General features: G+C 70.1%; 22 protein-coding genes. 19 read left to right on the top strand and 3 right to left on the bottom strand.

Annotated features, from left to right (window positions below; translation table 11 throughout):
• The first annotated feature begins 24 nt into the window (after positions 1-24).
• From murF to ACI3KX_RS06595, 5 genes are all read left to right on the top strand, one after another.
• Entirely contained in the window at positions 25-1,440 is a 1,416-nt protein-coding gene (murF, locus tag ACI3KX_RS06575; protein ID WP_404908876.1) for a UDP-N-acetylmuramoyl-tripeptide--D-alanyl-D-alanine ligase, read from the top strand.
• Positions 1,437-2,549, top strand: a complete 1,113-nt coding sequence (gene mraY, locus ACI3KX_RS06580; protein ID WP_363357549.1) for a phospho-N-acetylmuramoyl-pentapeptide-transferase — start codon at positions 1,437-1,439, stop codon at positions 2,547-2,549. The genes murF and mraY overlap by 4 nt, the downstream gene beginning before the upstream one ends.
• Positions 2,546-4,099 carry a UDP-N-acetylmuramoyl-L-alanine--D-glutamate ligase gene (gene murD, locus ACI3KX_RS06585; RefSeq protein ID WP_404908879.1) on the top strand — a complete coding sequence of 518 codons (1,554 nt, stop codon included), beginning with the start codon at positions 2,546-2,548 and terminating at the stop codon, positions 4,097-4,099. Before mraY ends, murD begins: the two co-directional genes overlap by 4 nt.
• Complete coding sequence (ftsW, locus tag ACI3KX_RS06590; protein ID WP_404908882.1) at positions 4,050-5,324, top strand: putative lipid II flippase FtsW; 1,275 nt, start codon at positions 4,050-4,052, stop codon at positions 5,322-5,324. The genes murD and ftsW overlap by 50 nt, the downstream gene beginning before the upstream one ends.
• Before the next feature lie 167 nt (positions 5,325-5,491).
• Positions 5,492-6,589 (top strand): UDP-N-acetylglucosamine--N-acetylmuramyl-(pentapeptide) pyrophosphoryl-undecaprenol N-acetylglucosamine transferase, encoded by a 1,098-nt coding sequence (locus tag ACI3KX_RS06595; protein ID WP_404908885.1) that lies wholly within the window; start codon positions 5,492-5,494, stop codon positions 6,587-6,589.
• Here ACI3KX_RS06595 and ACI3KX_RS06600 read toward each other — a convergent pair.
• Both ACI3KX_RS06600 and ACI3KX_RS06605 read right to left on the bottom strand, forming a co-directional pair.
• Entirely contained in the window at positions 6,575-6,949 is a 375-nt protein-coding gene (locus ACI3KX_RS06600) for a GntR family transcriptional regulator (protein ID WP_349427740.1), read from the bottom strand. The two genes, ACI3KX_RS06595 and ACI3KX_RS06600, sit on opposite strands and share 15 nt — an antisense overlap.
• The gene (locus ACI3KX_RS06605; protein ID WP_404908889.1) at positions 6,946-7,860 is read right to left on the bottom strand and encodes a hypothetical protein; all 915 of its coding nucleotides are present in this window, start codon (positions 7,858-7,860) and stop codon (positions 6,946-6,948) included. The genes ACI3KX_RS06600 and ACI3KX_RS06605 overlap by 4 nt, the downstream gene beginning before the upstream one ends.
• Positions 7,861-7,974: 114 nt before the next feature.
• Between ACI3KX_RS06605 and murC the strand changes: the two genes are divergently transcribed.
• The 9 genes from murC (at position 7,975) to ACI3KX_RS06650 (ending at position 15,721) form a co-directional block, all read left to right on the top strand.
• Positions 7,975-9,411 (top strand): UDP-N-acetylmuramate--L-alanine ligase, encoded by a 1,437-nt coding sequence (murC, locus tag ACI3KX_RS06610; protein ID WP_363357544.1) that lies wholly within the window; start codon positions 7,975-7,977, stop codon positions 9,409-9,411.
• A 5-nt stretch (positions 9,412-9,416) separates the two neighbouring features.
• Positions 9,417-10,433, top strand: coding sequence for an FtsQ-type POTRA domain-containing protein (locus ACI3KX_RS06615; RefSeq protein WP_404908892.1), 1,017 nt, complete (start codon positions 9,417-9,419; stop codon positions 10,431-10,433).
• Between the two features lie 172 nt (positions 10,434-10,605).
• Complete coding sequence (gene ftsZ / locus ACI3KX_RS06620) at positions 10,606-11,757, top strand: cell division protein FtsZ (RefSeq protein WP_363357542.1); 1,152 nt, start codon at positions 10,606-10,608, stop codon at positions 11,755-11,757.
• 46 nt (positions 11,758-11,803) lie between these two features.
• Positions 11,804-12,490: a YggS family pyridoxal phosphate-dependent enzyme gene (locus tag ACI3KX_RS06625; protein ID WP_404908896.1), complete on the top strand. Its 687-nt coding sequence runs from the start codon at positions 11,804-11,806 to the stop codon at positions 12,488-12,490.
• Positions 12,491-12,522: 32 nt separating this feature from the next.
• The gene (locus ACI3KX_RS06630; RefSeq protein WP_308867697.1) at positions 12,523-12,987 is read left to right on the top strand and encodes a cell division protein SepF; all 465 of its coding nucleotides are present in this window, start codon (positions 12,523-12,525) and stop codon (positions 12,985-12,987) included.
• Between the two features lie 9 nt (positions 12,988-12,996).
• Positions 12,997-13,296 carry a YggT family protein gene (locus ACI3KX_RS06635; protein ID WP_308867539.1) on the top strand — a complete coding sequence of 100 codons (300 nt, stop codon included), beginning with the start codon at positions 12,997-12,999 and terminating at the stop codon, positions 13,294-13,296.
• Positions 13,297-13,434: 138 nt separating this feature from the next.
• The gene (locus ACI3KX_RS06640; protein ID WP_349427735.1) at positions 13,435-14,007 is read left to right on the top strand and encodes a DivIVA domain-containing protein; all 573 of its coding nucleotides are present in this window, start codon (positions 13,435-13,437) and stop codon (positions 14,005-14,007) included.
• A 3-nt stretch (positions 14,008-14,010) separates the two neighbouring features.
• Complete coding sequence (gene lspA, locus ACI3KX_RS06645) at positions 14,011-14,799, top strand: signal peptidase II (RefSeq protein ID WP_363357540.1); 789 nt, start codon at positions 14,011-14,013, stop codon at positions 14,797-14,799.
• Position 14,800: 1 nt separating this feature from the next.
• Entirely contained in the window at positions 14,801-15,721 is a 921-nt protein-coding gene (locus ACI3KX_RS06650) for an RluA family pseudouridine synthase (RefSeq protein ID WP_404908901.1), read from the top strand.
• 45 nt (positions 15,722-15,766) lie between these two features.
• On the opposite strand, the gene ACI3KX_RS06655 is transcribed toward ACI3KX_RS06650, so the two are convergent.
• Entirely contained in the window at positions 15,767-16,246 is a 480-nt protein-coding gene (locus tag ACI3KX_RS06655; protein ID WP_349427733.1) for an NUDIX domain-containing protein, read from the bottom strand.
• A gap of 77 nt (positions 16,247-16,323) precedes the next feature.
• On the opposite strand from ACI3KX_RS06655, the gene ACI3KX_RS06660 reads away from it, so the two are divergent.
• From ACI3KX_RS06660 to hisD, 5 genes are all read left to right on the top strand, one after another.
• Positions 16,324-16,893, top strand: coding sequence for a GNAT family N-acetyltransferase (locus ACI3KX_RS06660; RefSeq protein ID WP_404908904.1), 570 nt, complete (start codon positions 16,324-16,326; stop codon positions 16,891-16,893).
• A gap of 9 nt (positions 16,894-16,902) precedes the next feature.
• Positions 16,903-17,349, top strand: coding sequence for a hypothetical protein (locus ACI3KX_RS06665; RefSeq protein WP_404908907.1), 447 nt, complete (start codon positions 16,903-16,905; stop codon positions 17,347-17,349).
• Positions 17,350-17,552: 203 nt separating this feature from the next.
• Positions 17,553-21,023: a DNA polymerase III subunit alpha gene (dnaE, locus tag ACI3KX_RS06670; protein ID WP_404908918.1), complete on the top strand. Its 3,471-nt coding sequence runs from the start codon at positions 17,553-17,555 to the stop codon at positions 21,021-21,023.
• Between the two features lie 119 nt (positions 21,024-21,142).
• Complete coding sequence (locus ACI3KX_RS06675; protein ID WP_404908909.1) at positions 21,143-22,261, top strand: hypothetical protein; 1,119 nt, start codon at positions 21,143-21,145, stop codon at positions 22,259-22,261.
• Between the two features lie 84 nt (positions 22,262-22,345).
• On the top strand, positions 22,346-23,266 hold a 921-nt coding region (gene hisD, locus ACI3KX_RS06680), incomplete at its 3' end, for a histidinol dehydrogenase (RefSeq protein ID WP_404908912.1).

The following is a 23,266-nucleotide window of genomic DNA, read 5'->3' on the forward strand; positions in this document are numbered from 1 at the left end:
CCCCACCCGACGGAGAGTTCCCTGATGATCGCGCTCACCATCGCCCAGATCGCCCACGCCGTCTCGGGCGAGACGCACCTCGCCGACGGCGACACGCCCGACACGCTGATCGAAGGCGCCGTCGACACCGATTCCCGACTGATCGGTCCGGGCGGCGTGTTCGTCGCGAAGCCCGGCGAGGAGACGGACGGCCACCTGTTCGTCGACGCCGCCGTCGGCAACGGCGCGGCGCTCGCGATCGTCGAGCGCCGGGTCGAGGCCGGCGTCAGCCAGATCGTCGTGCCCGACGTCGTCGCCGCCCTCGCGGACCTCGCACGCGAGGTCGTCTCGCGCGTGCGGGATGCCGGCGCGCTGCGGGTGGTCGGCATCACGGGCTCGAACGGCAAGACCACCACGAAGAACCTGCTCGCCCGCATCCTCGAGGGCGAAGGCGAGACCGTCTCACCGAAGGCGTCGTTCAACAACGAGGTCGGTGCGCCGCTCACGATGCTGCGCGTCACCGAGACCACGAAGTTCCTCGTGAGCGAGTTCGGCGCGAGCGCCCCCGGCGAGATCGCGCGCCTCGCGGGTCTGGTCGACCCCGATGTCGGCGTGGTCCTCATGGTCGGCATGGCGCACGCCGGCGGCTTCGGCGGCATCGAGGCCACCTTCCACGCCAAGTCCGAGCTCGTGCGAGCGCTGAGCGCCGGGGGAGTGGCGGTGCTCAACGCCGACGACGCCCGCGTCGCCGCGATGGCGCCGATCGCCGCCGAGCAGGGCGCGTCGGTGCGCTGGTTCGGCCGCGGCGCCGCTGCCGCCGACGTGCGCGCCGACGACGTCGTGGTGACGGCATCCGGAACAACCTTCACGGTGACCGCCGACGGCGCCTCGCTGCCGGTGCGCCTGCGGGTGCTGGGCGAGCACCACGTCATGAACGCCCTCGCCGCCCTCGCCGCCGCCACGACCCTCGGGGTGTCACTCACCGACGCGGTCACGCGGCTGGAGACTGTCGAGATCGCCGAGCGCTGGCGCATGCAGCCGCTCGGATCGGACCGCGTCCGCATCATCAACGACGCCTACAACGCCAGCCCCGACTCGATGTCGGCTGCGCTGCGCACCCTCGCGCAGATCACCGCTCCCGGCGAGCGCACCGTCGTCGTGCTCGGCGCGATGAGCGAGCTGGGCGAGTACGCCGAGGAGGAGCACGACCGGATCGGCCTGCTTGCGGTGCGGCTCGGCATCCAGCGCATCGTGATCGTCGGCGACGCCGCGCGCCGCATGTACCTCGAGGCCGTCGCGCAGGGCTCGTGGGACAACGAGGCCGTCTTCTTCTCGACCGCCGACGAGGCGTTCGCCTACCTGCAGGGCGAGCTGCGCGACGGCGACCGCGTGCTGGTGAAGTCGTCGAACTCGGCCGGGCTCCGGTTCCTCGGTGATCGTCTGGGAGAATCGTTCTCGTGAGATCTCTCCTTACCGCGGCGGCGATCTCGCTGGCATTCACGCTCTTCCTCACCCCCGTCTTCCTGCGGCTCTTCCGCAAGTGGGGATGGGGTCAGGTCATCCGCACGCCTGAAGACATCCGCAACCCCAATCACCAGACGAAGCGCGGCACGCCCACGATGGGCGGCACGATCTTCATCGTCGGCACGATCGTGGGCTACCTCATCGGCTGCTACGTCGGAAACAACCCTCCGACGATCTCCGGCCTGCTCGTGATCTGGATGATGGTCGGCCTCGGGGCCGTCGGCTTCATCGACGACTACATGAAGGTGCGCCAGCAGAAGTTCATGGGCCTGAGCGGCTGGCGCAAGGTCGCCGGTCAGGTCGCGGTCACGGTGCCCTTCGGCGTCGTCGCGCTCAACTTCCCGAACCAGTTCGACCAGACCCCGGCCTCGCCGTACATCTCGGTGTTCCGAGACGTGCCGGTGCTCGGCTTCATGACGCTCGGCCTCATCATCGGGTGGATCCTCTACCTCGCGTGGGTGACGTTCATCGGCGTGGCGTTCTCGAACAGCACCAATGTGACCGACGGGCTCGACGGCATGGCCGCCGGCGCCGGCATCTTCGTGATCGGCGCCTACAGCCTGATCGCGTTCTGGCAGTTCAACCAGGCGTGCTGGGGCGGTGAGGGTCTCTCCGCGGCGGCCAAGGCCGCGTGCTATCCGACCCGCGACCCGTTCGACCTCGCGATCATCTCGGCCTCGTTCGTCGGCGCGCTGGTCGGATTCCTCTGGTGGAACGCCCCGAAGGCCAAGGTCTTCATGGGCGACGTCGGATCCATGGCCATCGGCGGCGTCATCGCCGCGATGGCGATCCTCACCCGCACCGAGCTGCTCGCCGTGCTCGTCGCCGGCGTCTTCATCATCGGCCCCGGCTCGGTCATCCTCCAGCGCCTCTACTTCAAGATCACCCGCGGCAAACGGCTGTTCCTGATGAGCCCGTTCCACCACCACCTCGAGCTGCGCGGCTGGTCCGAGGTCACGATCGTGGTGCGCATGTGGATCATCGCCGGCCTCCTCGCCGTCTCGGGTGTCGGATTCTTCTACGTCGAATGGCTCTCTCGCACATGACCTCGGAACGCCTGTCCACCCTCACCAGCTGGAACGCAGACTGGAAGGGCCTGCGGGTCGCCGTGCTCGGACTGTCGGTCACCGGCTTCTCGGTCGCCGACACGCTGGCGGAGCTGGGCGCAGAGGTGCTCGTGGTGACGGAGAAGGCCGACGAGGAGTACGCGCGCCTGCTGCCGGTCATCGGCGCGCGGCTCTGGACCGGGAGCCTCGACGCCGTGCCCGCTGAGCTCGCCGAGTTCGCGCCCGAGGTCGTCGTGGCGTCGCCGGGCTTCGCGCCGCGGCATCCGCTCGTCTCCTGGGCGCGTGAGAACGACATCGCGCTGTGGGGGGATGTCGAGCTCGCCTGGCGCGTGCGCGACAAGGTGGTGCGGGCCGACGGCACGCCGGCCGACTGGATCCTCGTCACCGGCACCAACGGCAAGACCACGACCACGCGCCTCGCGGCGACGATGCTCGTCGCGGGCGGCCTGAGGGCGGCGCCCGTCGGCAACATCGGCACGCCCGTGCTCGACGCCGTGCGCGATCCTTCGGGGTTCGACGCCCTGGTCGTGGAGCTGTCGAGCCACCAGCTCTGGTACCTGGGGCTGCAGGACTCGCCGGACCCGGTCTCGCCGTGGGCCGCGGTCTGCCTCAACCTCGCCGACGACCACCTCGAGTGGCACGGCTCGTTCGAGGAGTACCGGGCCGCGAAGGCGCACGTGTACGACAGCACCCGCGTCGCGTGCGTCTACAACAAGGCGGATGCCGCCACCCAGCGCATGGTCGAGGACGCCGAGGTCATCGAGGGCGCGCGCGCCATCGGGTTCGACCTGGGGACACCGGGGCCCAGCGACCTCGGAGTCGTCGAGGGCATCGTCGTCGACCGCGCGTTCCTGGAGGACCGGCGCACCAGCGCGCTGGAGCTCACCACGGTGGACGAGCTCGCCTCGCTCGGCCTCGCGGCGCCGCACATCGTCTCCAACATCCTGGCCGCCGCCGCACTGGCGCGGTCGCTGGATGTTGCGCCCGCCGCGATCCGCGAGGCGCTACGGGGCTTCCGCCTGGACCCGCACCGGATCGAGGTCGTCGCGCGGCACGCCGGCGTCACCTGGGTCGACGACTCGAAGGCCACCAACCCGCACGCGGCCGCCTCATCGCTCGCGGCATACCCGGGCGCCGTGTGGGTGGTCGGCGGACTGCTCAAGGGCGTCGACATCTCCGAGCTCGTCTCGGGCCGCGGTGCGGGCGCCAAAGCCGCCATCGTGATCGGCGTCGACCGCGCGGCCGTCGTCGCCGCGTTCGAGCGACACGCCCCGGCGGTGCCGGTGTTCGAGGTCGAGGCCGATGAGACTGAAGGGGTCATGGCGCAGGTCGTCGAACTGGCGGCAGGGGTGGCGCGTGACGGGGACGTGGTTCTGCTCGCTCCCGCTGCGGCATCCTTCGACCAGTTCGCGTCGTACGCGGACCGCGGGCGGCGATTCGCCGCAGCGGTGAGGGAGCGGATCGGAACGGGGGACCCGGGTGACCACGACACAACCGCCGCGGGCCCGGCAGACCCCGACTCCGCCTGAACCACCGGCCCGCCGCGGACTCGCCGCGCGCGTGTCGCTGGGCCGGGTGTTCGCGCCCGTGCCGAGCGAGTTCCTGCTCATCGCCTCGACGGCGCTCCTGCTCACGGTCTTCGGGCTCGTCATGGTGCTGTCGGCGACGTCCGCCACCGCCACTGCGGCCGGCGAGGCGCCGTGGGAGATGGTGATCAAGCAGGTCGTCTTCGCCGTGATCGGCATCCCGCTGATGTTCATCGCGAGCCGTCTGCCCGTCGCGTTCTGGAAGAAGATGGCCTGGCCGGCGCTCATCTTCGGCGTCGCGTTCCAGCTGCTGGTGTTCACGCCCCTCGGCCACGGTGCCGACGGCAACCGCAACTGGATCACGATCGCCGGCTTCCAGGCGCAGCCGTCGGAGTTCCTCAAGCTGGGGCTCGCGCTCTGGGTCGCCTACGTGCTGTTCCGCAAGCGGTCGCTGCTGACGAAGTGGCAGCACGTGTTCATCCCGCTCGTCCCGGTGGCAGGGCTGGCGATCGCGACAGTCCTCGCCGGCGACGACCTCGGCACGGCGATGATCCTCGTCCTCATCGTGCTCGGCGCCCTGTTCTTCTCGGGCGTGAAGCTGCGCATCTTCGTCCTCCCCGCGATCGGCGCGGCGGCGGCGGTGGCGTACCTCGCCGTCACCAGCCCCGACCGCATGCGGCGGTTCATGAGCTTCCTCAACCCGAACTGTCTCGACGACTACTTCAACGACTGCTACCAGCCGCTGCACGGCATCTGGGGCCTCGCGAGCGGAGGCATCTTCGGGCTGGGGCTCGGAAACTCGCGCGAGAAGTACGACTGGCTCCCCGCCGCGGCGAACGACTACATCTTCGCCATCGTCGGCGAAGAGCTCGGGCTCATCGGGTGCGCGGTCGTGCTCAGTCTCTTCGCCCTCTTCGCGGTCGGCGCCTTCCACGTCATCCGCAAGACCGACGACGCCTTCGTACGGATCGCCGCCGGTGGCATCACGGTGTGGATCGTCGGACAGGCGCTCATCAACGTCGGCGTCGTGCTGCGCGTCTTCCCGGTGCTCGGCGTGCCGCTGCCGTTCATGTCGCAGGGCGGCACGTCGCTGCTGTCGGTCCTGATCGCCTCCGGCGTGCTGCTGGCGTTCGCGCGCTCGCTCCCGGCATCCATCGCCCGTCGTGAAGCGGCGATCGCCTCCGCCCGCGCGGCGCGCGAGCGGGCGAAGCTGCGCGCCGTCCGCTGAGCCGGGGCTGAGCGGGGCTGAGCCGAAGCGTCCCGTTCCGCGCCGTCAGCTGTTCTGCGGTTCCCGGGTTTGGGGCGCGGCGCGAGCGTTCGGGGCGCACGGCGTGCGCCCCGAACGTCCGCCGTGCGCCCCAAACCCGATGGAGGTCGGCCGGGTAGGCTCGGGGAGTGACGACGTACCTCCTGGCCGGCGGCGGCACCGCCGGACATGTCAACCCGCTCCTGGCGGTCGCCGATGCGCTGCGCGCCCGCGATCCGGAGGCCGTGGTGCTCGTGCTCGGCACTCGAGAGGGGCTCGAGGCCCGGCTCGTGCCCGAGCGCGGCTACGAGCTGCTGTTCGTCGACAAGGTCCCGTTCCCGCGCCGCCCCGACAAGGCCGCCGCCGCCTTCCCGGCGCGCTTCCCGCGCGCGATCGCACAGGTGCGTGCCCACATCTCCGGGCGCCACGTCGATGTCGTCGTCGGCTTCGGCGGCTACGCCTCAGCCCCCGCCTACGTGGCAGCCCGCCGTGAGCGCGTGCCGTTCGTCGTCCACGAGGCGAACGCGCGCCCCGGCCTGGCGAACGTCCTGGGCGCCCGTCGGGCCGCGGGTGTCGGCGTCGCCTTCGAAGGCACCCCGCTGAAACGGTCGACGGTCGTCGGGATGCCGCTGCGCCGCGAGATCGTCACCCTCGACCGCGATGCACTCCGCGCCGAGGCGGCCGCGCACTTCGGTCTCGATCCCGCGAAGCCGGTGCTCCTGGTGTTCGGCGGATCGCTCGGCGCGCAGCGCCTGAACGCCGCCTTCGGCGAGGGGCACCGCGCCGCGTGGCGCGACGTGCTCGACGCCGGCTGGCAGCTGCTGCACATCACGGGGGAGCGGTCCGAGCTGGTCGATCCCGGGGTCGCCGGCTACGCGCTGCGCCGTTACGTCGACCGCATGGACCTCGCGTTCGCGCTCGCAGACCTCATCGTGTCCCGCTCCGGCGCCGCGACCGTCAGCGAGATCAGCGCGCTCGGCATCCCGACGGTCTACGTGCCGTACGCCGTCGGCAACGGCGAGCAGGCTCTGAACGCCTCGTCCGCCGTCCGCGCCGGCGCGGCTCTGCTGATCTCGGATGCCGACTTCACGGGCGATCGCGTGCGCTCCGAGGTCGTCCCGCTCCTGGCCGACGACGCCCGGCGCACGGCGATGGCGGCGGCTGCGGCATCCGTCGGCACGCGCACCGGAACCGAGAACGTCGTCGCGATGATCGACGACGCGCTGCGGGCTTCAGGACGCGGGTGACGCCTCTCCGCCGCGCAGCGCGGCGGTGACGATCGCGAGCGCCTCGTCGGCGTCGAGGCGGAGGTCGCGCACCTGTGCGGCGAATGCGGCGGCGGCGCGCTGAAGCTGCTGCCGCGCAGGGTCGGCGTCGAAGGCGACGAACGTGCCGTTGCGGCCACGGGTCTCGATCATGCCGGATGCCTCGAGCTCGCGGTACGCGCGCGCGACTGTGCCGGGCGCGACGCCCAGATCCTCGGCGAGGCGGCGCACGGTGGGCAGTCGCTCCCCAGGACCGAGCTCGCCCGAAGCCACGGCGTCGACGAGGCCGGATCGCAGCTGCTCGAACGGCGGGACGGGGGAGGACGGGTCGATGACGATCATGCGGGACCTCCCACAGCGGCGGGGCGGCGCAGCCACTCCGGATAGAGGTCGGCGCGGAGGCGCCGACCAGTGCTCGGGTAGATGAATGTGAGGGCGATGAGCCCCCACGTGGGCACCTGACTCGCGAACGTGCTGAACAGTCCGTCTGCCCCCAGCCACAGGGCACCCAGCGCAAGTGCGCACGACAACCAGGCGGACAGCGCCGCCGAAAGTCGAAGCGCGCTGAGCGCCGTGGTGCGGAAGGCGTCGTCCCATGCGAGTTCGAGTGTGTCCGTGGCGGGCTGCGGCTGCGCCAGCACGAGTCGCTCCACAGGAGGCAACGCGACGAACACGACGACGGTGACGACCAGGGCGAAGAGCGCAGCGGCAGCGAACGCGTCGTCGACGCGGGAGGGCTGGCGGACCCATTGCAGGGCGAGCGCTGTGAACGCGAGCACCGCGGCGGCGGCGAGGACCCAGGGGAGCACGAGCCTGAAGCGATCGAGATAGTCGACCGCGCTGAGCGCACGGGCGCGGGCGACTCGCAGTGCGTCCGGTGCGGGCCGGAACAATCGCTCCCGGACGTTGACGACGGCCGAGGCGAACCCGGTCGCCACGAGCAACGGGATGACGACGATGATCGGAAACGCCGGGTTGGCGGCAACCGGAGTGAGCAGCAGCGGCGAGAGGATCACGGTCGTCGCCAGCATCGTGACGGCGGTCGTGAGGCTGCTGACGCGACTACGCCGAGCAACCGAGTCCCGCGTCGTCGTGCTTCCGTACGGAAGACGCACGCGCATGGAGAATCGGTCCGCGCGCGCGTAGGCGGACGTCTTCGACGACATCGCGACGACGAGTCCGATGCACAGCATCAGCATCACGAGGAGGAACGCTCCGTTGAGGGTGCGTGCGAGCTCTGGATCGATGTTCACACCTTCTTTGTACGCGTTCTGTATCAATGTGTCAACACAAAAGATGCCAGGGCTGAGGATGGTCCAGCGCGCCGGGGCCGCGGTCACCGCCGCCCAACTTAGGATTGACGGGCCATGATCAGACCCGATCTCAGTCTTCCCATCCCCGACGACATCGCCGCCGCCCACTTCATCGGAATCGGCGGATCCGGCATGTCGGGGCTCGCCCGCATGTTCCTGGAGCGCGGCATCCGCGTGTCCGGGTCCGATCGCGCCGACAGCAAGGGGCTCCGCGAACTCGCCGAGCTCGGGGCGACGGTCTACGTCGGCCACGACGCATCGAACCTCGCCGACGATGTCGACACGGTCGTGCACACCGGTGCGATCTGGCCCGAGAACCCCGAGTTCGTGCTGGCCAAGGAGCGCGGCCTGCACGTGATCCACCGTTCGCAGGCGCTGTACTGGCTCATCGGCGGGCGCCGGCTCGTGTCGGTCGCCGGTGCGCACGGCAAGACGACGTCGACGGGCATGATCGTGACGGCGCTGCGCGACCTGGATGTCGACCCCACGTTCGTCAACGGCGGGGTGATCGCGCAGCTCGGCGTCTCGAGCGGCAGCGGCCGCGACGACCTCTTCGTCATCGAGGCCGACGAGTCCGACGGCACGTTCCTGCTCTACGACACGTCGATCGCCCTCATCACGAACGTGGACCCCGACCACCTCGATCACTGGGGCACTCGCGACGCGTTCTATGCGGCGTTCGCCCGGTTCGCGAACGAGGCGCGCGAGGCGGTCGTGATCTCGTCCGATGACGCCGGTGCCCGACTCGTGGCCGCGCAGCTCACCCATCCGCACGTCGTCACCTTCGGCGAGGCCGAGGATGCGACGGTACGGGTGAGCGACATCGTCACCGAAGGCCCGGTCGCCTTCCGCATCAGCCACGGCGGGGCCTCCGTGGACGCGCAGCTGCCGATCCCCGGCGCGCACAACGCGATCAACGCCGCGGGAGCCGTGGCCGTGCTCCTGACGCTCGGCCACGAGCTCGAGCCGGCGGTGCGCGCCGTCGAAGGCTTCGCGGGCACCGTGCGGCGCTTCGAGCTGCACGGGGTCGAGCGCGGAGTGAGCGTCTTCGACGACTACGCCCACCACCCGACCGAGGTCGCGGCGGCCCTGGCGGCCGCCCGCACCGTCGTCGGCGACGGGCGCATCATCGCGATCCAGCAGCCCCACACATACTCCCGCACGAAGGACATGTACCAGGAGTTCGCCGACGTGCTCGAGCGCTACGCCGACCACACGGTCATGCTCGACGTGTACGGCGCCCGCGAGGATCCCGTTCCGGGAGTCACCGGCGAGCTCGTGAGCGACGCCTTCGCCGACCCGTCCCACGTGCACTTCGTGCCCGACTGGCAGGAGGCCGCCGACTATACGGCGTCGGTCGCCCGCGACGGCGACTACGTCATCACGCTCGGCTGCGGCAACGTGAACCTCATCATCCCGCAGGTCCTCGAGTCGCTCGCCCGCCCGGGCAGCGGCACGACGAGTCACGAGCCCACGAGCACGACGGAGTAGGACCCATGCGCCGTCCGTCGCCGTTGCCGCAGTCGCCGGTCGCCTCGCGCGGCACGGCGGATGCTGCCGCGCCGTCGCACCGCGCGCCGCGGCGAGGCACGGCGACGTCGGTCGTCACGGAACCCGCCGAGTCCGTCGAAGCGCCGCTGACGGAGAACGACGACACCACGGCGCCGGTCATCCCGCTCGCGCTTCCCACGGATCCTCCCGCGCCCGCCTCCGCTGCGGAGACCGTAAGCGCCGGGACGGATGCCGGCGACGTCGGTTTCCGCGAGGTCTGGAAGGCGTCGCGGGCCCGGCGCAAGGCGCTGCGCGCCGAGATCCGCCGCTTCACCGTGCGGCAGCGACGGCGGCGGGCGATCTGGCTCGGAGCTGCGGCATCCGTCCTCCTGCTCGCGCTGGGCACGCTCGGCGCCGCGTACAGCCCGCTGTTCGGCGTGGAGAAGATCTCGGTGGTGGGTGCGCAGCAGGTCTCGGCGGATGCCGTCTCGGATGCGCTGGCGGGACAGCTCGGCACCCCGCTGCCCCTGATCGACGAGAGTGCGGTCAAGGCGGAGCTCGTCGCCTTCCCGCTCATAGAGACCTACGCGCTCGAGGCCCGGCCGCCGCACGAGCTGGTGGTGCGCATCGTGGAGCGCACGCCGATCGGCCTCATCGAGACCCGCGCCGGCTACACGCTCGTAGACGCGGCGGGCGTGGCCCTGTCGACCACCGGCACACCCAGCCCGGGGACGCCGCTGCTCACGATCACCGGCGGCGTCGATTCCGATGCCTTCGCGGCCGCCGGCCAGGTGATGCGGTCGCTGCCCGAAGACATCCGGGCCCAGGTGACCGAGGTGGCCGCCTCGACGCCCGACGATGTCACACTCACGCTCGGCGGGTCGAACGCGCAGGTGGTGTGGGGGAGCGCGGACCAGTCCGCCAGGAAGGCGATGGTGCTGGCGACCGCCATGGCGGCGCGTCCGCCCGCGGACGTCCTCAGCTACGACGTGTCCTCGCCCGACGCGATCGTCATCCGCTGACCGCAGGCCTTCCGCCACGGCTTCCGGCACCGGATGCCGCGACACGCCGTCTCGGTCCGCACGCTGGCGCGGCATCCGCTTACTTTCGAGTCAAGGAATTGCATACCGGGCAATTCTTTATACCTCTACTAGAGGTTGAAGGTTTAGAAGGTCCAGGGCTACGGAGGCCGGCATGAGCCAGAACCAGAACTACCTCGCCGTGATCAAGGTCGTCGGCGTCGGCGGCGGCGGCGTCAACGCGGTCAACCGCATGATCGAGCTCGGGCTGCGGGGCGTCGAGTTCATCGCCATCAACACCGACGCCCAGGCGCTGCTGATGAGCGACGCCGACGTCAAGCTCGACGTGGGGCGCGAACTGACCCGAGGGCTCGGCGCAGGTGCCGACCCCGAGGTGGGTCGGCGCGCCGCCGAAGACCATGCCGAAGAGATCGAGGAGGCGCTGCGCGGCGCCGACATGGTCTTCGTCACGGCCGGCGAGGGCGGCGGCACCGGCACGGGTGGTGCCCCGGTGGTCGCGAAGATCGCCAAGTCGATCGGCGCCCTCACCATCGGTGTCGTGACCAAGCCGTTCTCGTTCGAAGGCCGCCGTCGTCAGCAGCAGGCCGAGACCGGCGTCGCGAAGCTCAAGGAAGAAGTCGACACCCTGATCGTGGTGCCGAACGACCGCCTCCTCGAGATCAGCGACCGCGGCATCTCGATGATCGAGGCGTTCGCGACCGCCGACCAGGTGCTCCTCGCCGGTGTGCAGGGCATCACCGACCTCATCACGACGCCGGGTCTCATCAACCTCGACTTCGCCGACGTCAAGTCGGTCATGCAAGGGGCCGGATCCGCCCTCATGGGCATCGGCTCGGCGAGGGGGGCCGATCGCGCCATCAAGGCCGCCGAGCTCGCCGTCGAGTCGCCGCTGCTCGAAGCGTCGATCGAGGGTGCGCACGGCGTGCTGCTGTCGATCCAGGGCGGGTCGAACCTCGGCATCTTCGAGATCAACGACGCGGCCCAGCTCGTCAAGGAGGCCGCGCACCCCGAGGCCAACATCATCTTCGGAACGGTGATCGACGACACCCTCGGCGACGAGGTGCGCGTCACGGTCATCGCGGCAGGCTTCGACGGCGGCGAGCCTCAGACGCGCATCGAGCCGATCACGGCCTCGCGCATCGTCTCGACGCCCGCCGTGCCGGCGACGCCCGCCGACGAGGCGGCGAAGGACCGCGACGTCGTCGAGCAGTCGGTCGTGCCCGTGTCGGTCGGCGCCGTCACCGAGTCCTCGTACGACACGGCCTTCGGCGACGACGACCTCGACATCCCCGACTTCCTCAAGTAAGCCCATCGGCACGCTCGCGGACCGCCCTTCGACAAGACCGGAAACCGTGGGAGATCTACGTTCACGCCTCGCGGCGATCGATGAGCGGATCGCGGATGCCGCACGCGCGGCGGGCCGCGATCCTTCGGAGCTCACCCGCATCGTCGTGACGAAGTTCCACCCCGCATCGCTCGTGCAGGAGCTCTACGAGCTCGGCGTGCGCAATGTGGGGGAGAACCGGCAGCAGGAGTTCAGCCGGAAGGTCGTGGAGACCGGCGAGCTCGCGGGCCTGCGGTGGCATTTCATCGGGCAGGCGCAGACCAACAAGGCGCGCGCGATCCGGGCCGCGGCATCCGTCGTCCACTCGCTCGATCGCGCCCGCCTCGCCGACGCGCTGGATGCGGCGGCCGAGCCCGGTGAACCGGCGCTCGACGTGCTGCTGCAGGTCAACCTCACCGCCGACCCCGGTCGCGGCGGCGTGGCGCCTGCGGAGCTCGAGGCCCTCGCCGCACACGCGGCAGCGCTGCCCTCGCTGCGGGTGCGCGGCGTGATGGCGGTCGCGCCGCTCGACGAGCCGCCGGCGCCGGCGTTCGCGCGCCTGAACGCCCTCGCGGGCGTCGTGCGCGCCGTCGTGCCCGACGCCGACTGGATCTCGGCCGGCATGACCGCGGACTTCCCCGAAGCGATCGCGGCCGGCGCGACACACCTTCGGATCGGTTCGGCAATCACGGGCCCCAGACCAGAACCCGGTTAACCTCGGAACAGATGAGCACTACGGAGGATCAGATGTCGAACCCGCTCAAGAAGACCATGGTGTACCTCGGACTCGCCGACGAGGAAGAGGTCTACGAAGAGCCGGCGCCCCAGCCGCGTGCTCGCAAGTCGGAGCAAGTCGTCGATAAGCCGGCCGCACCCGTGACCCCCATCCACCGGCCCGCGGTCGTCCGTCAGCCGGCGCCGGCGACGATCAACGAGATCCTCACGGTGCACCCCAAGCAGTACCGCGACGCCCAGGTCATCGCCGAGAACTTCCGTGACGGCATCCCCGTCATCATCAACCTCTCGCAGATGAGCGATGCCGACGCGCGCCGCCTGATCGACTTCGCCAGCGGCCTGTCGCTGGGCCTGTACGGACGCATCGAGCGCGTCACGAGCAAGGTCTTCCTGCTCTCGCCCGAGAACGTCGCCGTATCGGGCGATGGAGCCGTCGCGCAGGCCGATCCGGAGTCGGTCCCCTTCACTCAGCCGTAGTCTGGCTACGTGGCCGTCGTTCAACTCATCGCAGCGATCCTCAACCTCGCGCTGCTGCTCTATGTCTTCGTGTTGCTCTCGCGGCTGATCCTCGACTGGATCCCGTTCTTCAACCGCGAATGGCGTCCGCGCGGCGCCGGGCTCGTCGTTGCGGAGCTCATCTACACCGTCACCGATCCGCCCATCAAGCTGTTCCGGCGCTTCATCCCGCCGCTGCGGGTGGGCGCCATCGCGATCGACTTCGGGTTCGCGCTGACGATGCTGGGATGCTTCATCCTGCTCAGCATCACGCGCACGCTCGCCGGCTGAACCGGCGACGCGCCGCGACCCGGGCGTCGCCTTCGACACTCTCAGAACCGATGACTATGCTTTGCTGATACGAACGGCCGCCAGCCGGCGGCCGCCCCGACATCGGCCAGCGACCAGACGCTCGAAAGAGGAATCACCATGGCATTGTCCCCCGATGACGTCGTCACCAAGCAGTTCCAGCACGTCCGCTTCAAGGAGGGCTTCGACCCCGACGAGGTGGACGATTTCCTCGACGAGATCGTCGTGGAGTGGCGCAAGGCTCTCACCGAGAACGAGGAGCTGAAGGCCAAGCTGGCGGCGTACGAGTCGGGTGCCGCTCCCGCACGTGCCGCCGAGCCCGCTCCCGCGCCGGTCGCCGAGGCCGCCCCGGTCACCGGTGCCGCCCCCGCGGCGAGCGCAGGCATCATCGAGCTGGCCCAGCGCCTGCACGACGAGCACGTCGCCGAGGGCATCGCGCAGCGCGACCAGCTCATCTCCGACGCCAAGTCGCAGGCGGCCTCCATCGTGTCCGAGGCCGAGACCCGCGGCCGCGAGGAGCTCGCGAAGCTCGACCGCGAGCGCACCACGCTCGAGGGCCGCATCACCGAGCTGCGCAACTTCGAGCGCGACTACCGCGCTCAGCTGCGCAGCTACATCGAGGGCAAACTGCGCGACCTCGAGACCTCGGCGACGACGTCCGGCGCACAGCCGGTCTCGGCGCTGGGCCTCTAGGCCTTGACGCGTCGACCTCCCCTTCGTCAGGCGGCGGCCGGCATCATCATCGCGAGTCTCGCGGTGCTGGTGCTGGCCGCCGACCAGTTGGCGAAGTATCTCGCTCTCGAGAACCTGCCGTACCAGGAGCCCGTCGAGGTCCTCGGCGACTTCCTGAGCTTCTACCTGACACGCAATCCGGGTGCCGCGTTCTCGCTCGGCGCTGAGGTCACGTGGATCTTCACCATCGCGCTGGCCGTCGTGGCCGGCGTCATCGCCTGGCTCGCCGCGACACGGGTGCGTTCCCGGCTGTGGGCCGTCGCGCTCGGACTCCTTCTCGGCGGCGTACTGGGCAATCTGACCGACCGGCTCTTCCGCGACCCCGGGTTCGCGGTCGGACATGTCGTCGACTTCATCAACACGCCGTGGATGTGGTTCTTCCCCGGCATGTCGCCGGCGATCTACAACATCGCCGACATCTTCATCGTGTGCGACATGATCGCGATCGCACTGCTGGTACTCGTGGGGGTGCACATGGACGGATCGCGCGACCGCGGCCGCAATGACGAAGAGGAAACCGAGACCCTGCTGGGTGCCGAGGGCGATCAGTTCGCGCCGGGCGGCGCGGTGGCAGGCTTCGGGAGCGAGTTCCCGGTGGCGGATGCCGATGCCGGCGTCCCCGCCGACGAGCGCGGGCTCCCGCCGCTGAGCGAGAGCGAGCAGCTCGAGGTCGAGGCGGAGGCCGAGCGCGAGGCGGAGGAGTACGAGGCCGAGCCCGAGCACCGCCGCCCTGGGCGCGACGCCGAGATCTGACGTGGAGTCGCGGAGCCTTCCCGTGCCCGACGGGCTCGACGGCACGCGCGTCGACGCGGCGCTCGCGAAGATGCTCGGGTTCTCGCGCACCTTCGCGGCCGACGTAGCCGATGCCGGGGGCGTGTCGATGGACGGGCGGACGCTCGCGAAGTCCGACAAGCTGCGCGGCGGCGCGTGGCTGGACGTGTCGTGGGCGCCCAAGGAGGAGCCGCGCGTCATCCCCGTCGAGGTGCCCGACCTCGGCATCGTCTACGACGACGACGACATCGTGGTGGTCGACAAGCCCAGCGGGGTCGCCGCCCACCCGTCGCTCGGATGGGAGGGGCCGACCGTGCTCGGCGCCCTCGCCGCCGGCGGCTACCGCATCGCGACGACCGGCGCAGCGGAGCGCCAGGGCGTGGTCCACCGCCTCGACGTCGGCACGAGCGGTCTCATGGTGGTCGCCAAGACCGAGAGCGCGTACGTCGCGCTCAAGCGCGCGTTCAAGGAGCGCGAGGTCGAGAAGATCTACCACGCGGTCGTGCAGGGCCACCCCGACCCCCTCGCCGGCACGATCGACGCGCCCATCGGGCGGCATCCGTCGCACTCGTGGAAGTTCGCCGTGACGCCCGACGGCAAGGACTCCGTCACGCACTACGAGACGCTCGAGGCCTTCCCGGGCGCCTCGCTGCTCGAGATCCACCTCGAGACCGGCCGCACGCACCAGATCCGCGTGCACATGGCCGCGCACCGGCATCCCTGTGTCGGGGATCCCCTGTACGGCGCCGATCCGACGCTGTCGGCCCGGCTCGGCCTCACGCGCCAGTGGCTGCACGCGCATGAGCTCTCGTTCACCCACCCGAGCACGGGGGAGTGGGTCACCTTCACGTCGGCGTACCCGGCCGATCTCGCCCACGCGCTCGCGATCCTGCGCGGCGACTGAGCCCGACGCCGCCCGTCGTCACGGGGCTACGAGGGCTCACATCGATCAGCGACCGCCCTCGAAACGGGCGACGCCCTCGTCGCGCAGGGCGGCCTGGATGCGTCCGCGCATATCGTCCGAGAGCTGCAGGGCGGGCAGCGCAGCGAGGTCGTACCAGCCGACCTCGCTCATCTCCCCGTCCGCCGGGTAGGGGTCTCCCGACACGAAGGCGCACCGGAAGGTCAGGTCGAGGTAGTCGCTCTGGTCGCCGTTCTCGTACGTGACCCGCGGGATCTGATGCACCCATGCGAGGCGCTCGGCGCGGCAGGTCACACCCGCCTCCTCGAGCGTCTCGCGCACCGCCGCGTCAGCCGGCTCCTCTCCCGGATCGACGATGCCGGTGACCGGCGTGAGGGCGCCGTTGTCGCTGCGGCGGCCGAGCAGCACGTGGTCGCCGCGCAGGACGACGGCAGTCACGCCGACGAGCGGCAGCGGCCGGGTGCCGACGAATCGGCGCAGGTCGAGGACGAAGTCGGGCGTCGGCATGACATCACCCTAGAGCGACGCGCGCGGAGGCGGCGGGAACGGTGGACGATGTCGGATGCCGGGGGCACAGTGGTCGCATGACGATCGAGGTGCGGCCGGCCACGGTGTTCGAAGACGTCGCCGCTCTGGTGGGGCCGAAGAATCCGGCGTCCAACGTGTGCTTCTGCCTGAGCTATCGCATCCCCGCGAAGGAGGCGACCGCCCTGCGCGGACCCGAGCGGGCCGAGCGTGTGCGCCGGCTCATGGACGAGGAGGGACCGATCGGGGTGCTGGCGTACGACGGCGACGAGCCCGTCGGCTGGGCGGCGGTGGCGCCTCGCACCCGGACGCATTTCGCCACCTTCCGCAAGATCCCCCATGTCGACGACCTCGATGTGTGGTCGCTGTGGTGTTTCCGCGTTCGGCCGGGTCATCGCAAGCAGGGGGTGATGCACGCTCTGGTCGACGGTGCGGTGGACTTCGCGCGCACCAGCGGAGCCCCCGCGATCGAGGGGTACCCGGTCGACAACGGCGATGCCAGGGTGGATCTCACGATGGCCTACGTCGGCACGCAGCGCCTTTTCGAGCAGGCGGGCTTCGTCAAGGCGGCCGACACGACGTCGGTTCTCTCCGGATTCCCCCGTGTGCTCATGCGGCTCGAGCTCTAGCGTGGACGCGTGAACGACCTTCTGCGACGCCGCTTCACGCGGTCCACCACCCTGTACGTCGACCTCGTGGACGCGCTCACCGCCGAGCAGCTCGGATCACGGCTCGCCGTGCCGTCCGACACCGTCGGCCATCAGCTGTGGTGCGTGCTCGGCGCGCGCGAGAGCTATCCTCGCGCGACCCAGGCGGGGGAGTGGCAGGGGTTCACGAGTCCCGTCTCGGTGGAGCAGACGACGGATGCCGCGGCCCTGCGCTCCGCCTTCGTCCAGACGGCGTCCGATGTCGACGAGTGGATCGCGGGCCTCGACGCCGAGGACGAGGCTGCTCTCACCTACGCCCTCGCGCTGCTCGAGCACGAGACCCAGCATCACGGTCAGCTGATCCGCTTCCTGTACGGCCTCGGCATCGATCGGCCTCACTCCTGGCAGCAGCAGTACGCGCTCGACGAGGACTTCTGAAAGCGCTTCGACCTTCACTCTCCACGTGAGGGTGAGCAGGCGCAGTTCGCCAGACCTTCACCTTCGACTCGAGGGTGAATCGACCTCGCCGCGTGAGTCCGCGACTCACGCGATCGCCCGCGGCCGGTGTCGGCGGCCGAACCTAGACTCGATCCGTGGCATCCGACTCCTTCGTTCATCTGCACGTGCACAGCGAGTACTCGATGCTGGACGGTGCCGCCAAGATCGGCGCCATGACGCAGGCCGCGGCCGAGTACGGCATGCCGGCGATCGCGGTCACCGACCACGGCAACACCTTCGCGGCGTTCGAGTTCTACAACGCGGCCAAAGCCGCGGGCGTCAATCCGATCATCGGGCTCGAGGCGTACGTCACCCCCGGCACGCATCGCAGCGACAAATCCCGCGTCGCGTGGGGCTCGCCCGAGCAGAAGAGCGATGACGTCTCGGGCTCCGGCGCCTACACGCACATGACGATGTGGAGCCAGACCACGGAGGGGATGCACAACCTCTTCCGGCTGAGCTCGCTCTCGAGCATGGAGGGCTACTACTTCAAGCCCCGCATGGACCGCGAGCTGCTCGAGACCTATGGCAAGGGGCTCATCGCGACGACGGGGTGCCCGTCCGGGGAAGTGCAGACGCGCCTCCGCCTGGGTCAGTACGACGCCGCCCGCGCGGCGGCCGCGGAGTTCCAGGACATCTTCGGCAAGGAGAACTACTTCGCCGAGATCATGGACCACGGGCTCTCGATCGAGCGCCGCGTCATGACCGACCTGATCCGTCTGTCCAAGGACCTGAACATCCCGCTCGTTGCGACCAACGACTCCCACTACACGCACCAGCACGAGGCCGACGCGCACGCGGCGCTCCTCTGCGTGCAGTCCGGTTCCACGCTCGACGACCCGAACCGGTTCAAGTTCGACGGGGACGGCTACTACATCAAGACCGCGCAGGAGATGCGGCAGATCTTCCGCGACCACCCCGAGGCCTGCGACAACACCCTGCTCATCGCCGAGCGGTGCGAGGTGGAGTTCAACACGAGCGCGAACTACATGCCGCGCTTCCCGGTCCCCGACGGCGAGACCGAGGACAGCTGGCTCGTCAAAGAGGTCGAGGCGGGCCTGCACTACCGCTACCCCGGCGGCATCCCCGACCGGGTGCGAAAGCAGGCAGAGTACGAGACCGGGATCATCCTCCAGATGGGGTTCCCCGGCTACTTCCTCGTCGTCGCCGACTTCATCAACTGGGCCAAGAACAACGGCATCCGCGTCGGCCCCGGCCGCGGCTCGGGCGCCGGCTCCATGGTGGCCTACGCGATGCGCATCACCGACCTCGATCCGCTCGAGCACGGCCTCATCTTCGAGCGATTCCTCAACCCCGACCGCGTCTCGATGCCCGACTTCGACGTCGACTTCGACGACCGCCGCCGCGGCGAGGTCATCGACTACGTCACGGAGAAGTACGGTTCCGAGCGCGTCGCGCAGATCGTCACCTACGGCACGATCAAATCGAAGCAGGCGCTGAAAGACGCGGGGCGCGTGCTCGGCTTCCCGTTCAGCATGGGCGAGCGGCTCACCAAGGCCATGCCGCCGGCCGTCATGGGCAAGGACATGCCCCTGAGCGGAATGTTCGACTCGCAGCATCCCCGGTTCAAAGAGGCCAGCGAGTTCCGCGCGCTCATCGACACCGACCCCGACGCGAAGACGGTGTTCGATCGCGCGCTGGGGCTGGAGGGCCTCAAGCGTCAGTGGGGCGTGCACGCCGCGGGCGTCATCATGTCGAGCGAGCCGCTGCTCGACATCATCCCGATCATGCGCCGCGAGCAGGACGGCCAGATCGTCACGCAGTTCGACTATCCGTCGTGCGAGACGCTCGGTCTCATCAAGATGGACTTCCTGGGGCTGCGCAACCTCACGATCATCTCGGACGCCCTCGACAACATCCGCATGAACCGGGGCGAGGAGCTCGACCTCGAGCACCTCGAACTCGACGACCGCCCCGCCTACGACCTGCTCACGCGCGGCGACACCCTCGGCGTTTTCCAGCTCGACGGCGGCCCGATGCGGTCGCTCCTGCGCCTGATGAAGCCCGACAACTTCGAGGACGTCTCGGCCGTCATCGCGCTGTACCGCCCGGGGCCGATGGGCGCGAACTCGCACATCAACTACGCGCTGCGCAAGAACGGGCAGCAGGAGGTCACGCCGATCCACCCCGAGCTCGAAGAGCCGCTCCGGGACATCCTCGACATCAGCTACGGCCTGATCATCTATCAGGAGCAGGTCATGGCGATCGCGCAGAAGGTCGCCGGGTTCTCGCTCGGACAGGCCGACATCCTCCGACGCGCGATGGGCAAGAAGAAGAAGTCCGAGCTCGACAAGCAGTACGAGGGCTTCTCGGGCGGCATGAAGGAGCGCGGGTTCGGCGATGACGCCATCAAGGCGCTGTGGGACATCCTTCTGCCGTTCTCCGACTACGCGTTCAACAAGGCGCACTCGGCGGCGTACGGCCTCGTCTCGTACTGGACCGCATACCTGAAGGCCCACTATCCGGCCGAGTACATGGCGGCACTGCTCACCAGCGTCGGGGACTCGAAGGACAAGATGGCGGTCTACCTCAACGAGTGCCGCCGCATGGGCATCAAGGTGCTGCCGCCCGACGTGGGGGAGTCGATCCGGTACTTCGCCGCCGTCGGCGAAGACATCCGGTTCGGGCTGGGTGCCGTCCGCAACGTGGGCGCCAACGTCGTCGACGGGATCGTGGCGGCACGCAAGGACGCGAAGTTCACGTCGTTCCACGACTTCCTGGTCCAGGTCCCGATGCACGTGGCGAACAAGCGGACCATCGAGTCCCTGATCAAGGCCGGCGCGTTCGACTCGATGGGCGACACCCGTCGAGCGCTCCTGGAGGTCCACGAGGACGCCACCGAGGCAGCGGTCGATCGCAAGCGCAACGAGGCTCAGGGAGCCATCGGGTTCGACTTCGACAGTCTCTACGACGCGGTCGAGGAGGTCGTGCCGCCGAAGGTCCCGGTACGGCCGGAGTGGACCAAGAAGGACAAGCTCGCCTTCGAACGCGAGATGCTCGGCCTCTACGTGTCGGATCACCCGCTCGCCGGCCTCGAGATCCCGCTCGCCAAGCACGCGTCGACCAGCATCCACGACCTGCTCGCCTCGGAGGACGTCGGCGACGGCGACCAGGTGACGATCGCCGGCCTCGTGACGAGCGTGCAGCACCGCGTCGCCAAGCAGAGCGGCAATCCCTACGGCATGATCACGGTCGAGGACTTCGACGGCGAGATCACGGTCATGTTCATGGGCAAGACCTACACCGAGTTCCAGCACATGCTGCAGGCCGACTCGATCCTCGTCGTGCGAGGACGCGTGTCTCGACGCGACGACGGGATGAACCTGCACGCGCAGTCGGCGTTCACGCCCGATCTGGGCACGACGGACGACTCCAGCTCGCTGGTGCTGATGATGCCGGAGCGCCGAGCGAGCGAGGCCCTCATCGGCGAGCTGCTGCAGACGCTGAACCGCCACGCGGGCGACACCGAGGTCTCTTTGAAGCTCCACAGCGGCACGGTGGCGAAGGTCTTCGAGGTGCCGCATACGGTGCGGATCACCCCCGACCTCTATGGCGAACTGAAGGGTCTGCTCGGGCCGCAATGCCTGGGATGATGCGTGACACGCGGGCGGCAACGGATGCGGCGGACCCCGCGCGTGGTCTCATCGGCGTCTCATACGCCGTGGGTAATATCGGGTCGACGCGGGCTTCAGGCCCGCCGGAAGGGACGATCGTGACGGACGAGAAGCAGGACGGGAACATCGACGAGGCGGTCGCGACCGAAGAGCCGCCGCAGTACGGAGTAGGGCCCTTCTCGATCCGCGAGGTCGCCCTCGCCGGCACGTGGCTCGTCGCTTTCGTGGTGTCGTTCTTCCCGATCTACGGCGATCTGGGTGAAGGTCCGTCGGTCTGGAGCAGCGGCATCGACTGGGTGCTGACCGTCGGAGTGCCCACCGTGGCGGTATTCCTCATCGTGCTGCGCCGGCTCTCGCCGCAGGGCATCCGCCGCGTCGGCTCGCTCGGCATCGACCAGTTCGCGTCGGTCGCGTTCTCGGTGGCCACCGTGCTGTGGCTGACGATCATCTGGAACTCCTTCATCCAGCTCGCGAGCGGACGCGTCTTCGTCGCGACCTGGGTCGTCTGGGTCGAGTTCTTCCTCATGCTCGCCGGCGTGGTTCTGACCGTCCTGGCGCCGTTCATCGCGCCGTTCGCGCAGGACTTCCGAGGGCGCCCCGAGGTCCCGGCGCACCGCAACGCGCGTCCGGTGCTGCCAGTGGCGCCCCGCCCCGCGTACGTCCGCCCGGAGCCCGCAGCCGACGCCGACGACTCCGCGTACGCCGACGACTCCGCCTACGCCGCGGAGGCCGCGTACGCCGCCGAGGCTGCCCCCGAGGTGACTGCAGCGCCCTACGCGTCGGCCGGCGACGCGGAGGCGCCGCGCGGGTACGACCTCGACGAGACCCCCCGCGCGACGACGGACGACGCCGCGACCACGGTGATCCCGCTCGACGAGCAGGACGCCGGCGCAGCGGACGAGTCGGTCTCCGCGGAGACTGCGGCGACCGAGCCCGCCGCGACCGAGCCCGCCCACGCACGTGAGTCGTTCGAACCCGTCGACAACCCGTCGTCGACGGTCGAGCCCGCTGCCGCCACCGCGCCGCAGCACCAGGCGTTCTGGGCGCTCGTTCCCGAGGAGCGCGACATCGTCGACGAGATCGGCATCCCGGTGTTCCGCATCGGTCCGACCGCGTGGGCGCTCGTGATCGAGGACCGCGGCGAGGTCTTCGTGGTGCGCCACGAGGACGGTCGCATCGGCTACCTGCACGACGTCTCCGGCGTCACGCGCGGCTGATCCCGATACGCGACGCCGGGCTTTCGCCCGGCGTCGCCGGGCGATCCGGCGAAGCCCCTCCTATCGGCGCGGTACCGTAGACGGATGCTCCGGACGATCGACCTGCGCGGGCGCACGCTCTCGCCCGCCGAACTGCTCGCGACCGTTCCCCGTGCCGCTGCGGCACGGGAAGAGGCCCTGGCGACGGCCGCCCGCATCGTGGACGACGTCGCCGCCCGCGGCGAGGACGCGCTGCGCGAGCAGGCGGAGAAGTTCGACGGAGCGACGGGCCACGACATCCGTGTGCCGGCCGCCCACCTCGACGAGGCCCTCGCGGCGCTCGACCCCGCGGTGCGCTCTGCGCTGGAAGAGGCGATCGCACGCGTGCGCGAAGCCTCTGCCGCACAGGTGCCCGCGCCGACGGTGACCGAGCTCGGACCCGGCGCCCGCGTCACCCAGCGCTGGCAGCCGGTGCGCCGCGTCGGTCTCTACGTCCCCGGTGGCAAGGCCGTCTACCCCTCCAGCGTTGTGATGAACGTGGTGCCCGCGCAGGTCGCCGGGGTGCGCGAGATCGCGCTCGCCTCGCCGCCCCAGCGGGAGTTCGGCGGCCGTGTGCACCCGGTGATCCTCGGGGCCGCCCGGCTCCTCGGCGTCACGGAGGTGTACGCGATGGGCGGGGCGGGGGCGATCGGCGCGCTTGCTCACGGCGTCGCCTCCCTGGGCCTCGAGCCGGTGGACGTCGTCACCGGTCCGGGCAACAACTTCGTGGCGGCGGCCAAGCGGGCCGTCGCCGGCCAGGTCGGGACGGATGCCGAGGCCGGCGCCACCGAGATCCTCGTCGTCGCCGACGACAGCGCCGACGCGCGCCTGGTCGCCGTCGACCTCATCAGCCAGGCCGAGCACGACGAGCAGGCCTCGGCTGTGCTCGTGACGACTTCGGAGCAGCTCGCCGACGACGTGCGGGAGGCGATCGCCCCGCGCGCCGCCGCGACCCGGCACGCCGAGCGCGTCGCGGCTGCCCTTGCC

The sequence above is a fragment of the Microbacterium sp. ZW CA_36 genome, from assembly GCF_044987475.1.
Lineage (GTDB): Bacteria > Actinomycetota > Actinomycetes > Actinomycetales > Microbacteriaceae > Microbacterium.